Raw genomic sequence first — 13128 nt, 5'->3', positions numbered from 1 at the left:
ACGGTCTCCCGCATGCAACACAGACTCGCGAAAAGAGAAGGGGGCTAAGGCAGAAGCGACGCGATTTCGTCGGTACGCACAGGAATGGCTGAAGGCGCGGCAATGACGTTATGCCGACGCACGGAGCGACGCGACAAGACGGTATCGATAGACAGGGGACGGGACGGCGAAGCGCAGTTGCTCCCCTGATGAGCGATCGGACAGCCGAACAGGATCGTTCTTTCCCGACCGCGCTGGTATCTCACCAATGGACCACGGACTTTCACGATTGAACCCGAAGCGACGTTGAGTAGAAGTTCTCGCGATGCACATGAATGCACGCGGAGAACCATCGAACTGCCGCCTTAGGATAGCTGAGCCATTATTTTCGTCAAAGGACTTTCTGACATTGCGCTGTCATGGTCACGCATTCGACGCACAAACACGAGCGCATGCCTGAACCATGCGCTCGCATCGAATTGCCTGAAACAGATTACGTACTATTGACCTTGCAGATTCGGATTGCCAGCAGGAACGCCAGAGCCGGTTTCGGACGAGCCAGTGGTGGAAGGACCATATCCCGTCGCTCCACTGTTCTGTGCGGCGACGCGAGCTTCGGCTGCTTGAATGTCAGCGGGGTAGGTGGAGTCGGTTGCGACCGCGGGGTTATAGCCGGCCTGTTCGATCTGCTTCAATTGCGCCTTGACCTCGGCGCGCGTGACGGGTTGCTCCGATTGTGCGAACGATGCCACCGGTGCTGCAAACGCCACCACTAGCGCCACGGCTTTGATAAGCGATTTCATGATGCTTCCCTCCGAGAATATTTTATTGGGCGCCGCAGCAATCTTCGGCACCATGCACGGATTCTAGGAAGGGCGTGGTCTAGGGGAAACCCCTGATACGGTAATTCAGTGTTGCCACAAACAGTAAGTCGGCGTGATGTAATGTCGTTCGTAATATATGAATAATGGCGTCACACGCCTTGCCTTACACCGACCCGATACGCAGTCACTTGCCGATACGTGCTGCCGGCTCGCACGATCACCTCGTCCTGCTCAGCCATATTGACCTGGTTCGGAAAACCGCCCGCTTCGAGACACAAACCGGCATGCGCTTGATACGCAACGCCGCCGCGTCCTGTGTCGCCCTTTAGCCAGTTGCCGCTATAAAACTGTAAGCCGCGTTGATCGGTCGAGACGGTCAATTCGCGTCCGCTGCCGGGATCGTAAGCGCAGGCAACCTGGCGCATCGGCGGAGTGGCGCCGTTTTTGCCGGCGTCGCGTGCATCGTGCAGCACGTAGCAGTGATCGAAGCCGCCGGCTGTCGCCAACTGCGCGTGCGGCCAGTCGAGCCGCGCGCCGATCGGTGCGCTCTGTCGGAAATCGAAGGCATTGCCCGCCACTTCCGCGAGCTTGCATGGAATCATCGCGGCATCGACTTCAAAGAAGCGGTCGGCATCGATCGACAACACGTGGCCGCGAATGTCGGCCCCCGGCCGGCCTGTGAGATTGAAGTACGGATGACTCGTCAGATTGAGCGGCGTCGCGGCGTCGGTGATTGCTTCGTAGGCGATGGTCAGCGTGCCGTCGTCGTCGAGCGAGTAGCGCACTTGCGTGGTTACGTTGCCCGGAAAACCGGCGTCGCCTTCGGGTGACTCCAGCCGCATCAGCAACGCGCCGTTGTCCTCGCTCACGTCCCAAAGCGCGCGATGAAAACCTACAGTACCACCATGCAGCAGATTCGCGCCTTCATTGCGATCGAGCGTGTACTCGATGCCATCGAGCGTAAAGCGCGCATCGGCAATGCGGTTCGCCCAGCGACCTATCAGTCCGCCCATGTAAGTGGTGGCCGCCACATATTCAGCGGGCGTGTCGTGGCCGAGCAGGATATCGCCGAGCACGCCGGCGCGATCTGGCGCATGCCACGAGACCAGCGTCGCGCCGAGATCGCTGATGGCGACTTTCATACCGTGCGCATTGCGCAGCGTGAAGAGTCGAACGGAATCGCCGCCGCGCAATGTGCCCCACGGCTCGGAAGAAAGTTGTGCGATGCTGATCATGTCGTCAGTGAAAAGAAAAGAGAATAGGCATGCTCAGCCCGGCGCGGACGTGGAATTCGCCTGCTCCTGGTATTCGCGCGGCGTACAGCCGAGTTCACGGCGAAACACCGCGTACATGTATTGCAGCGACGTAAAGCCGCAACGGATCGCCACTTCGGCGCTCGACGCATCGCGCTTTGCCAGCAGTGCCTTCGCGACATCGAGTTTATGCCGCAAGATTTCCTGATGCACGGTGCACTGCCGTTCGCGCCGAAAGTACTCTTCAAGCGAAGAACGCGACACGCCCACATAGTCGGCAACCTGTTCGGTGCGAATGCCCTGGCACGCGTACTGTCGAATGAAGTGTCGCGCCCGCATGACATACGGACTCGCCAGCGGTTCGTGCTTCGTCGATTCGAGCACGTTGATACCGACCGGCGGAACGAGAATGCGCCGCCCGGGAAAGCGCGCACCACGCAGCATCTGATGCAAGAGGTGAGCCGCGGTGCGGCCCATTTCCTCAGTGCCCTGAATCACCGAAGAAAGCGGAATGCGGGTCAACGTGCGCGTCAACGGATCATTGTCGATGCCGATGATCGCGACTTCTTCGGGTACAGGAATGCCGGCGATCAAACACGCCTGAAGCAGATGCCGCGCACGCGCATCGGTCACGGCGATAATGCCGACCGGCTTCGGCAAATCCCGCAGCCACGCGGTGAGCTGCTCGGTCGCCTGGTTCCATGACGGCGCGCTGGTGGAGAGTCCGCGATACATCTCGCCATCGATCTGCTCCGCGCTATGTCCATCCGCACTGCGCAGATGAGCGAACGCGAGTTCGCGCTGTTGCGCCCAGCGGTTCTCCTGGGCCTGCGGCAAGCTGTAAAGCGCGAAGTGCTCGAGTCCCGCGCCGATCAGATGTGTGTAGGCGAGCGAGACGAGCTTGCTGTTGTCGGTGGCGATATAGGGTAAATCCGGAGGATAGTGCGCCGGATCTTCGAACGACGAACCTACGGCGACCACTGGCAACGGACAATCGCGCAGAGCTTCGCCCACGGCGGGATCGTCGAAATCCGCGATGATGCCGTCGCCGTCGAAGCGCTCGATGCCCGTTAGCCGGCAGCGAAAATCTTCTTCGAGGAACAGATCCCACGCCACGCGCGTGGACAGCAGGTAGTTGCCGATACCGGTAATGATCTCGCGGTCGTAGACCTTGTTCGCGTTGAACAGCAGCGCGATCCGATGGGTCGTCTGTGGTGTTTGCGGACGGGTCATGGCGGTGAGCGGCGCGCGGGCCAATGACCCGTCACACCTTCGTCTCCTGTTAGATGCTTAATTTGAACGGCACCGGTTTTAAGCGTCTGGTTATTCTAGGCCCCGAATCGCGTGCCGGTGCGAAACAAAATCGAGGGCGGTAAGAAACATCAAGCACGCTGCGCAATTTCGCAATTGCCGATGCATCGTGCAAGCGGCAGCATGGCGTCACCTTGTCAACCGGCGCGGCGACGTCGCACGGGTTGCGGTGCACCATAAACTGGAGACGCTGATGTCTTACTTCGAACACATTCCCGAGATCCGCTATGAAGGCCCTCGATCGGATAACCCGCTTGCGTACCGTCACTACGATAAAAGCAAAAAGGTACTCGGAAAGACGCTCGAAGAACATCTGCGCATTGCCGTGTGCTACTGGCATACGTTTGTCTGGCCGGGCGTGGATATTTTCGGGCAAGGCACGTTTCGGCGTCCATGGCAGCAAGCCGGTGACGCAATGGAACGTGCGCAGCAAAAGGCCGATTCCGCATTCGAGTTCTTCTCGAAGCTAGGCACGCCGTACTACACGTTCCACGATACCGACGTCTCGCCCGAAGGGTCGAGCCTGAAGGAGTACAGCGAAAACTTCTTGCGCATCACCGACTATCTGGCGCGCAAGCAGGAGAGCACGGGTATCAAGCTGCTGTGGGGCACGGCGAATCTGTTTTCGCATCCCCGTTATGCGGCCGGCGCCGCGACCAGCCCCGACCCGGAGGTGTTCGCGTATGCGGCAACGCAGGTGCGCCATGCGCTCGATGCGACGCAACGGCTCGGCGGCGACAACTATGTGTTGTGGGGCGGCCGCGAAGGTTACGACACCTTGCTCAATACCGACCTCGTGCGTGAACGCGATCAACTCGCCCGTTTTCTGCATATGGTCGTCGACCATGCGCACAAGATCGGCTTCAAAGGCTCGCTGCTGATCGAACCCAAACCGCAGGAGCCGACCAAGCATCAATACGATTACGACGTCGCGACCGTGCATGGATTTTTGCTGCAACACGGGCTCGACAAAGAGATTCGCGTGAACATCGAGGCCAATCATGCGACGCTCGCGGGGCACTCGTTTCATCACGAGATCGCCACGGCCTACGCGCTCGGAATTTTCGGCAGCGTCGATGCGAATCGCGGCGATCCGCAAAACGGCTGGGATACGGATCAATTCCCAAATAGTGTGGAAGAACTCACGCTCGCCTTCTACGAAATTCTCAAACACGGCGGCTTCACAACCGGCGGCATGAATTTCGATTCGAAAGTACGGCGCCAAAGCGTCGATCCGGAAGATCTGTTCTACGGCCACATCGGTGCGATCGATAACCTCGCGCTCGCCGTCGAGCGCGCGGCGGTGCTGATCGAAAACGACCGTCTCGATCAATTCAAACGTCAACGTTACGCGGGCTGGGATGCGGAGTTTGGCCGCAAGATTTCTTCCGGCGATTATTCGCTCTCCACGCTGGCTGAGGACGCAATGGCGCGCGGTCTGAACCCGCAGCACGCAAGCGGCCATCAGGAGTTGATGGAAAACATCGTGAATCAGGCGATTTACAGCGGACGTTGATCAGCGTTTCAGGAAGCAGTGCATCAAGAAGTTGCAACACTAAATAAAAAATCGTGCGGCCACGTCGACCGCGTGAATAGAAGCTTTGGGTTGTCGCTTGTCCGGTCTTGCGGCTCGCAGCGCAAACCGTCCAATCCGGTATTCCGGCTATCAGAAGAAGGAGACAGAGATGAAATTCGCAACGCGTCGTAACGTATTGAGTTCGCTCGTGTGTGGAGCCGTGCTCGCCAGCCTGTCGCTTGCCGCGCCGCTCGCGCATGCAAGCAAGGACCACCCGGAAATTGGTTTCTGTATCGACGATCTGCGCGTCGAACGCTGGTCGCGCGATCGTGACTATTTCGTCGCCGCAGCGGAAAAACTCGGCGCGAAAGTGTCGGTGCAATCTGCGGACGCGAGCGAAGAGCGCCAGATTTCGCAGATCGAAAACCTGATCTCGCGCGGCGTCGATGTCATCGTGATCGTGCCGTTCAATTCGAAGACGCTCGGCAACGTAGTCGCCGAAGCGAAGAAAGCGGGCATCAAGGTCGTTTCATATGATCGCCTGATTCTCGATGCCGATGTCGACGCCTATATCTCGTTCGATAACGAAAAGGTCGGCGAATTGCAGGCGCAAGGCGTCTACAACGCGCAGCCGAAGGGTAACTACTTCCTGCTCGGCGGCGCGCCGACCGACAACAACGCCAAGATGCTGCGCGAGGGTCAGCTCAAGATATTGAAGCCCGCCATCGACAAGGGCGACATCAAAGTAGTCGGTCAGCAGTGGGTGCCGGAATGGAGCGCGTCCACGGCGCTGCGCATTGTCGAAGATGCGCTGACGGCGAATAACAACAAGATCGACGCGATCGTCGCATCGAACGACGGCACCGCGGGTGGTGCGATCCAGGCGCTCGCCGCGCAGCACATGGCGGGCAAGGTGCCGGTGTCGGGCCAGGACGCGGACCTCGCGGCCGTGAAGCGTGTGATTGCCGGCACGCAGACCATGACCGTCTACAAGCCGTTAAAGCTGATTGCCGGCGAAGCGGCCAAGCTCTCCGTGGCGCTTGCAAAGGGCCAAAAACCCGCCTTTAACTCGCAATACGACAACGGCAAGAAGAAAGTCGACACCGTGCTCCTGCAACCCACGTTGCTCACCAAGAGCAATGTCGATGTAGTCGTCAAGGACGGCTTCTATAGCCAGGCCCAGCTCGCGAGCCAATGAGCGTAACGTGTGCGCGGCGGATGTCGATGCGTGTCATGCGCATCGGCGCCGTCGCGCGCCTTGCAGCGAGGCATAGCGAATGACGCAAGCTCTCATGACGATGCGCGGCATCGTCAAGGCGTTTTCCGGCGTGAAGGCGCTCGACGGCATCGACCTCACGGTTGCGCCCGGCGAGTGCGTGGGCCTGTGCGGCGAGAACGGCGCGGGCAAATCGACTCTGATGAAAGTGCTCTCCGGCGTCTATCCGTGGGGCACGTGGGACGGCGAAATCATCTGGGAAGGCGAGCCGCTGAAAGCCGCCAGCGTGCGCGACACCGAACGCGCCGGCATCATCATCATTCACCAGGAGTTGATGCTGGTGCCGGAGTTGTCGGTGGCGGAGAACATCTTTCTCGGAAATGAAATCACGCTGCCCGGCGGCCGCATGAATTACGCCGCGATGTACCAGCGCGCCGACGAATTGCTGCGCGAACTCGGCATTAGCGGAATCAATGCTGCGCAGCCGGTGATGAACTATGGCGGCGGACATCAGCAATTGATCGAGATTGCGAAGGCGCTGAACAAGCGAGCCAAGCTGCTGATCCTCGATGAACCATCTTCTTCGCTGACTTCTTCCGAGATCCGCATTCTGCTCGACATCGTGCGCGATCTAAAGCGGCGCGGCGTGGCCTGCGTGTACATCTCGCACAAGCTGGATGAAGTGGCGGCCGTCTGCGACACGATCAGCGTGATTCGCGACGGCCGTCACGTGGCGACCGAGCCCATGCGTGCGCTCACCACCGACCGCATCATTTCGTTGATGGTGGGGCGCGAAATCAAGAACCTGTTTCCACGCGAGCCGCATCCGATCGGCGACGTGATCTTCGAAGCCCGCCACGTCACTTGCTTCGATGTAACCAATCCGCGTCGCAAGCGTGTGAACGATGTGTCGTTCGCGCTGCGGCATGGCGAGATTCTCGGCGTGGCAGGTCTCGTCGGCGCGGGGCGCACGGAGTTGATGCAGGCGATCTTCGGCGCGTATCCCGGCGTGAGTGAGGCAACCGTGGTGATGGACGGCAAGCCGCTCAAGATTCGCGCACCCGTCGATGCGATTCGCGCGGGCATCGGCATGGTGCCGGAAGATCGCAAACGCCACGGCATCGTGCCGGGGCTGAGCGTCGGCCACAACATCACGCTGGCGGTGTTGCAGCGCTTTGCGTCGGGCGGGCGAATCGATTCCGCAGCCGAACTCGATACGATTAATACGGAGATGAAGCGGCTTTCGGTGCGCGCCGCGCATCCCATGTTGTCGATTGCGAGTCTATCGGGCGGCAATCAGCAAAAGGCCGTGCTGACGCGCATGTTGCTGACCAATCCGAAAGTGCTGATTCTCGATGAGCCCACGCGCGGCGTCGACGTCGGCGCGAAATACGAAATCTACAAGCTGATCTTTCAACTCGCGCAGCGCGGCATGTCGATCGTGATGGTGTCCTCCGAATTACCCGAAGTGCTCGGCATCAGCGATCGCGTGCTGGTGATCGGCGAAGGCGAGTTGCGAGGCGATTTCGTCAACGACGGCCTCACGCAGGAGGACATTCTCAGCGCCGCGATCCGTCCCGTGCAGCGATCCCCGAACCCAACCGCAGCGAGTGCCGCATGACGCCCGACGTTACTTCCCAACGCGCCGACGAAGCCGCGCCGCGAGGCGCATTCGGCGGTCCGCAGCGCATTCAGCAATTGTTCGCGCGCTACAAGATTCTCGCGCTGCTGATCGCCGTGGCCGCGATCTGGATTTTCTTTTCAGCGCTGACGCACGGCGCGTTCGTGACACCGCGCAATCTGTCGAACCTGCTGCGCCAAATGTCGATTACCGGCATGCTCGCGTGTGGCATGGTGTTCGTGATCATCGCCGGCGAGATCGATCTGTCGGTCGGATCGCTGCTCGGCTTGCTCGGCGGCGTGGCGGCGATACTCGACGTCAACCGTCACTGGCCGATCGGCGTCACGTTGCCGGTGGTGATGCTGCTCGGCGTGCTGGTCGGCATGTTCAACGGATGGTGGTCGACTTACCGGCGCGTGCCTTCGTTTATCGTCGGGCTCGGCGGCATGCTCGCGTATCGCGGCATTCTGCTCGGCGTGACAGGCGGCTCGACGATTGCGCCCGTGTCGGACAGCTTCGTGTTCGTCGGGCAAGGGTATTTGCCGCGGCTCGCGGGCGATACGCTCGCTGTGGTGCTGTTTCTGCTGCTGGCGTTCCTGACGATACGGCAGCGGCGCAATCGCGAGCGTTATCAGTTACGCGTGGTGCCGTTCTGGCAGGACGTCGTGAAAGTGGTCGGCGCGGGTGTGATTCTCGCGGGCTTCGTCGCCACGCTCGATCGTTACGGCGGTATTCCGGTGCCGGTTCTGTTGCTGCTTGCGTTGCTGGGTATCTTCACGTGGATCGCCACGCAGACCGTGTTCGGGCGGCGTATCTATGCGGTCGGCTCGAACCTCGAAGCGACGCGGCTCTCGGGCGTCAACACCAACCGCGTGAAGCTGGCGATCTTCGCGCTGATGGGACTGATGTGCGCGTTTGGCGGCATCGTCAATACGGCGCGGCTGGCGGCGGGTTCGCCTTCGGCGGGATCGATGGGCGAACTCGATGCGATTGCCGCGTGCTTTATCGGCGGGACGTCGATGCGCGGCGGTTCCGGCACGGTCTATGGCGCGCTGATCGGCGCGCTGGTGATGGCGAGCCTGGATAACGGCATGTCGATGCTCGACGTCGACGCTTATTGGCAGATGATCGTGAAGGGCAGCATTCTCGTGCTGGCCGTGTGGATCGATGTGGTGTCGGGGTCGAACCGGCGGTGAGGTAGAAGGCGAGGTGCGGCGGCGCGAAGCCGACGCATCTGTTTTCTACTGATGTGGCGCGTGAGTTGTCTATCAGCGCATCTGCGCGGCAACGGCGGCGCCGAGCTTGCTGCGCCGTGTGGGCGCCTTTGTGGCCGGCTTCTTTGCAGTTGCCGTTTTTTTTGCGGCTGCAGCAGGCTTCTTGCGCGCTGCCGATTTATCGCCGGAGGCGCTTGGGCTGCGTTTTGAGGGGCCGTCCAGCACGCGCATCTCGATGCGCATATCCGCCGCGACCGCCATGTTGACCAACGCGTCGAGCGCGAACAGATTGATCTTCCCGCGCATGAGATCGGACACGCGCGGCTGGGTGACGCAGAAGCGCCTGGCTGCTTCCGCCTGACTCATTTCGGTGCGGGTGATATGGTCTTTGATCGCCATCATTAGCACCGAGCGAAGCTTCATGTTCTCCGCTTGCTCGGGCGTGTCTTCGATAGCATCCCAGACGCTCGAAAATGTTTGATTGCTCATGCTTTAGCCTCTTTCAATTCGCGGTAACGCCTGGTGGAAAGCTCGAGATCCGCTTTGCTGGTCTTCTGCGTCTTTTTCTGGAAGCAATGCAGCACATGGACCGCGTCGTTGAACTTCGCGACGTAAATGATCCGAAATGTACCGTCTGCGTCGCGAATTCGAATTTCCCGTGCGCCGGGGCCTATCGTATTCATGGGTTTCCAGTCGTCTGGGTTGCGACCGCGCTGGACTTGATCGAGTTGGTGGCCGGCATCGCGTCGCGCCGAAAGCGGAAACTCGCGCAAGTCGTCCAGAGAGCTACCGCAGAACTTGAGTGGCTTCGCAGCGATCATTTTTGATTATACAAAAATTTGTATGAAAGGGTGGTCGGCAGAATTTGATGAAGTCACTATTTTTGTTCTGAATGCACCGTTTTGCGGGCTTCGCGCAGCACACATTTGGGCTAGATCAGAAAGCCGATGCTGTCGCGTATAGGACGTACCGACAAAACCGTTCTGTTCCGCTCCACCCCATTTAATGAAACACCCCACGACAACCCCCCATCCCCGCAATCCTCCCCATCCCCCGCCCCAAGCCCTCCAACCATAAAAACCTGCATTTAAGTCCCACATCCGCTTCCCCGTCTTATTACTATTCCGAGGAACAACGCCAGGCGCCGACCCGCGCTTTCACAGCTCCCAGCCATCGTGCAAGCTGATCGAACCATGCCATGTTGAAACGCAGAACCTTTCTGCTCGGCGGCGCCGGCGCTGTCGGCGCGTTGCTGGTCGGGTGGTCGGTATTGCCGCCGGGACAGCGCTTGACCACCTCCATGCCGCTGCCGGCGCAAGGCACGCAAGTGGCGCTCAACGGTTGGGTCAAGATCGCCGCCGACAACAGCGTGACGATCATGATGTGCAAAGCGGAAATGGGGCAGGGCATCCACACCGGCCTCGCGATGCTGCTTGCCGAAGAACTGGACGCCGACTGGTCACAAGTGCGCGTCGAAGACTCGCCCATCGACAAGATCTACAACAGCGTGCAAAGCATCATCGACGACCTGCCGTTTCGCCCCGATGACGACAGCGCCGTCAAACGCGCCACCGTCTGGATGACCCGCAAGCTGGTGCGCGAAGCCGGCACGATGATGACGGGCGGTTCATCGAGCATCAACGATCTATGGACGCCCATGCGCGAAGCCGGCGCCTCGGCCCGCGCGATGCTGATCGGCGCGGCGGCCGCGCAGTGGAAAGTGCCGCCCGGTGAGTGCCGCGCTGAAGGCGGTCAGGTGCTGCACCCGTCGGGGCATAAGGCGAGCTTCGGCGAATTGTCGTCGATGGCCGCGCAGCAGGCGCTGCCGCGCAAGGTGACGTTGAAAGACCCCGCCAACTTCAAGCTGATCGGCAAACCGCTGCGCCGTATCGAAGCGGCGTCGAAGATCAACGGCACAGCGCGCTTCGGCATCGACGTGCTGCCGGACGGCCTGCTCTACGCGAGCGTCGAGATGTGTCCAACGCTCGGCGGCTCGGTGGCAAAGTTCGACGCAACCGCCGCCGGCAAAATGCCGGGCTTCATCAAGGCCTTCGCCGTCGCGCCGTACAGCGGTGGAACGGGCGGCGTCGCGGTGATCGCCGACAACCCGTTTCGCGCGATGAACGCGGTCGCCGCCGTCGACGTCACCTGGCATGACGGCCCGGCAGCGAAGCTCTCCAACGCGGACGTAGACCGCCGCCTCGCGCAGGCCCTCGACGACAGCGACGGCCACGCCTACTACCATCTGGGCGACGTCGATGCCGCGTTGACCCGCGCGGCGCGCACCTTCACCGCGGAATATCGCGCGCCATATCTCGCGCACGGCGCGGTCGAACCGCTCAACTGCACCGTGCAAGTGGCAGACGGCGGGGCCACGGTCTGGGTCTCCACGCAAATGCCCGGACTCGCGCGGCATCACGTGGCGAAAGTGCTGGACCTCGACGCGGACAAAGTCGACGTGCAAACGCTTCTGCTCGGCGGCGCGTTCGGCCGGCGTCTGGAGCTCGATTTCATTGTACAAGCCGCGGCGATTGCGCGCGAAGGCGGCGGGCATCCGGTGCAAACCCTTTGGTCGCGAGCTCAGGATTTCACCCACGACTTCTATCGTCCGGCGTGCCTGTCGCGGCTGAAGGCCGGTTTCGACAATGACGGCAAACTCGTGGCGTGGCAGGCCACGTCGGCGAGTCAGGCGATTGTGCCGGAAGCGCTCGCGCGCTACTACGGTGCGCCGCGCCTTCCGATCGACAAGACCACCTGCGAAGGCGCGTTCGATCAGCCCTACGAATGGCCCGCTGCGCGCGTCGCGCACAAGATCGTCGAGTTGCCGGTGCCGGTCGGGTTCTGGCGTTCGGTGGGTCACTCGCATCAGGCCTTCTTCACCGAGGGCTTTACCGACGAACTTGCGGTCGCGACCGGCAAGGACCCGATTGCGTTTCGCGCCGCGCTGCTCGAGCAGCATCCGCGGCATCTGGCGGTGTTAAAGCGCGTGGCGGCTTTGTCGGACTGGGAGCATCCGCTAACGCATGCCGCCGACGGCGCGCCGCGCGCGCGTGGCGTCGCGCTGCACGAGGCGTTCGGCAGCGTGGTCGCGCAGGTCGCGGAGGTATCGATCGGGCCGGGCAAGAAGATTCGCGTGCATCGTGTGATCTGTGTGATCGATTGCGGCGTGCCGGTGAATCCGAATCTGATTCGTCAGCAGATGGAGAGCGCGGTCGTCTTCGGTTTATCCACCGCGCTGCAGGACGAGATCAAGCTCGTAGACGGCCAGGTGCAGCAGAAAAACTTTCTGGATTTCCCGGTCGTGCGAATCGACGATTGCCCGGTGATCGACACGGACATCGTGCCGAGCCAGCTTCATCCGCAAGGCGTGGGCGAAGCGGGTGTGCCGCCGGTCGCGCCGGCAGTGGCCAATGCGGTGTTCAAGCTGACCGGCCAGCGCTTGCGCTCGCTGCCGTTGAAGCTCGCGTGAAGCACGCCGAATTCAAAAACACACGGAGACAGTCATGGGATCGCTGAACATCAACGGCCGGGCAGTGGCGGTACAGGCCGAGCCGGATATGCCGCTGTTGTGGGTGCTGCGTTGCGAACTCGGCATGACGGGCACCAAGTTCGGCTGTGGCGTGGGAATTTGCGGTGCGTGCATGATTCATGTGGACGGCGAACTCAAGTGCGCCTGTCAGACACTCATGTCGACGCTGCATACGCAGAAGATCACGACCATCGAAGGTTTGCAGGGTCCTGAAGCACAAGCATTGAAGACCGCGTGGATCGATCTCGACGTGGTGCAGTGCGGCTATTGCCAGAGCGCTCAACTGATGGCAGCCAGCGCACTGCTCAAGCACAATCCCAAACCGACCGATGCCGACATCGACGCGGCAATGTCGCACATCGTGTGTCGTTGCGGCACCTATCCAAGGGTGCGGGCGGCGATCCACCAGGCGGCGGCAAAGCGCCGCCCCGCGTAACGCCGCCGGCGTGTTTCGCGTTAGCCGCTAACGAAAAAGTCCGCCGCGTACGCTTAACCCGCCAGCAATTCCACCACGGCGACGACCGCCGTAAAAATGCCAATGCAGCCGCCTAGCGTGGCTGCGCTTTTCATGAATTGCGACATACATGTCCCCGTATTGAATGGTTGGTGACATGTATTTAACCCGAAATGAAAGGCAAAAGAAAGCTAATCAAAAATAATTCGTA

The 13128-nt window shown here is 60.8% G+C and carries 10 protein-coding genes and 1 pseudogene; 6 read left to right on the top strand and 5 right to left on the bottom strand.

The window, feature by feature from the left end; all coding sequences use genetic code 11:
* Positions 1-479: 479 nt before the first annotated feature.
* The 3 genes from PQR54_RS29065 to PQR54_RS29055 all read right to left on the bottom strand — a co-directional run bounded on the left by PQR54_RS29065 (position 480) and on the right by PQR54_RS29055 (position 3289).
* The gene (locus PQR54_RS29065; RefSeq protein WP_408251781.1) at positions 480-782 is read right to left on the bottom strand and encodes a DUF4148 domain-containing protein; all 303 of its coding nucleotides are present in this window, start codon (positions 780-782) and stop codon (positions 480-482) included.
* Between the two features lie 170 nt (positions 783-952).
* Positions 953-2038: an aldose epimerase family protein gene (locus PQR54_RS29060; protein WP_408251779.1), complete on the bottom strand. Its 1086-nt coding sequence runs from the start codon at positions 2036-2038 to the stop codon at positions 953-955.
* Positions 2039-2071: 33 nt separating this feature from the next.
* Positions 2072-3289, bottom strand: a complete 1218-nt coding sequence (locus PQR54_RS29055; RefSeq protein ID WP_116149100.1) for a XylR family transcriptional regulator — start codon at positions 3287-3289, stop codon at positions 2072-2074.
* A gap of 271 nt (positions 3290-3560) precedes the next feature.
* Between PQR54_RS29055 and xylA the strand changes: the two genes are divergently transcribed.
* The 4 genes from xylA to PQR54_RS29035 all read left to right on the top strand — a co-directional run bounded on the left by xylA (position 3561) and on the right by PQR54_RS29035 (position 8916).
* Positions 3561-4883 carry a xylose isomerase gene (xylA, locus tag PQR54_RS29050; RefSeq protein ID WP_408251776.1) on the top strand — a complete coding sequence of 441 codons (1323 nt, stop codon included), beginning with the start codon at positions 3561-3563 and terminating at the stop codon, positions 4881-4883.
* Between the two features lie 169 nt (positions 4884-5052).
* Entirely contained in the window at positions 5053-6081 is a 1029-nt protein-coding gene (gene xylF, locus PQR54_RS29045; RefSeq protein ID WP_408251774.1) for a D-xylose ABC transporter substrate-binding protein, read from the top strand.
* Between the two features lie 79 nt (positions 6082-6160).
* The gene (gene xylG, locus PQR54_RS29040) at positions 6161-7720 is read left to right on the top strand and encodes a D-xylose ABC transporter ATP-binding protein (protein WP_106313079.1); all 1560 of its coding nucleotides are present in this window, start codon (positions 6161-6163) and stop codon (positions 7718-7720) included.
* Entirely contained in the window at positions 7717-8916 is a 1200-nt protein-coding gene (locus PQR54_RS29035) for a sugar ABC transporter permease (RefSeq protein WP_408251772.1), read from the top strand. The genes xylG and PQR54_RS29035 overlap by 4 nt, the downstream gene beginning before the upstream one ends.
* A gap of 234 nt (positions 8917-9150) precedes the next feature.
* On the opposite strand, the pseudogene PQR54_RS29030 reads toward PQR54_RS29035, so the two are convergent.
* Positions 9151-9423 (bottom strand): annotated as a pseudogene (locus PQR54_RS29030) (helix-turn-helix domain-containing protein); the annotation flags it as partial.
* Entirely contained in the window at positions 9420-9755 is a 336-nt protein-coding gene (locus PQR54_RS29025; RefSeq protein ID WP_408251770.1) for a type II toxin-antitoxin system RelE/ParE family toxin, read from the bottom strand. The pseudogene PQR54_RS29030 and the gene PQR54_RS29025, both read right to left, overlap by 4 nt.
* A 377-nt stretch (positions 9756-10132) precedes the next feature.
* On the opposite strand from PQR54_RS29025, the gene PQR54_RS29020 reads away from it, so the two are divergent.
* Both PQR54_RS29020 and PQR54_RS29015 read left to right on the top strand, forming a co-directional pair.
* Positions 10133-12403 carry a xanthine dehydrogenase family protein molybdopterin-binding subunit gene (locus PQR54_RS29020; RefSeq protein ID WP_408251768.1) on the top strand — a complete coding sequence of 757 codons (2271 nt, stop codon included), beginning with the start codon at positions 10133-10135 and terminating at the stop codon, positions 12401-12403.
* A gap of 34 nt (positions 12404-12437) precedes the next feature.
* Complete coding sequence (locus tag PQR54_RS29015) at positions 12438-12899, top strand: (2Fe-2S)-binding protein (RefSeq protein WP_408251766.1); 462 nt, start codon at positions 12438-12440, stop codon at positions 12897-12899.
* Positions 12900-13128: the final 229 nt, after the last annotated feature.

This window comes from Paraburkholderia phytofirmans, assembly GCF_046028095.1.
GTDB classification, from domain to species: Bacteria; Pseudomonadota; Gammaproteobacteria; order Burkholderiales; family Burkholderiaceae; genus Paraburkholderia; species Paraburkholderia phytofirmans_A.
Note: the sequence above shows the minus strand (reverse complement) of the source record. Positions and strands in the feature narration are given on the sequence as shown.

Excerpts from the sequence above, each read along its gene's own strand:
- PQR54_RS29065 (WP_408251781.1), bottom strand. The coding sequence starts at position 782 with ATGAAATCGCTTATCAAAGCCGTGGCGCTAGTGGTGGCGTTTGCAGCA.
- PQR54_RS29060 (WP_408251779.1), bottom strand. The coding sequence starts at position 2,038 with ATGATCAGCATCGCACAACTTTCTTCCGAGCCGTGGGGCACATTGCGC.
- PQR54_RS29055 (WP_116149100.1), bottom strand. The coding sequence starts at position 3,289 with ATGACCCGTCCGCAAACACCACAGACGACCCATCGGATCGCGCTGCTG.
- xylA (WP_408251776.1), top strand. The coding sequence starts at position 3,561 with ATGTCTTACTTCGAACACATTCCCGAGATCCGCTATGAAGGCCCTCGA.
- xylF (WP_408251774.1), top strand. The coding sequence starts at position 5,053 with ATGAAATTCGCAACGCGTCGTAACGTATTGAGTTCGCTCGTGTGTGGA.
- xylG (WP_106313079.1), top strand. The coding sequence starts at position 6,161 with ATGACGCAAGCTCTCATGACGATGCGCGGCATCGTCAAGGCGTTTTCC.
- PQR54_RS29035 (WP_408251772.1), top strand. The coding sequence starts at position 7,717 with ATGACGCCCGACGTTACTTCCCAACGCGCCGACGAAGCCGCGCCGCGA.
- PQR54_RS29025 (WP_408251770.1), bottom strand. The coding sequence starts at position 9,755 with ATGATCGCTGCGAAGCCACTCAAGTTCTGCGGTAGCTCTCTGGACGAC.
- PQR54_RS29020 (WP_408251768.1), top strand. The coding sequence starts at position 10,133 with ATGTTGAAACGCAGAACCTTTCTGCTCGGCGGCGCCGGCGCTGTCGGC.
- PQR54_RS29015 (WP_408251766.1), top strand. The coding sequence starts at position 12,438 with ATGGGATCGCTGAACATCAACGGCCGGGCAGTGGCGGTACAGGCCGAG.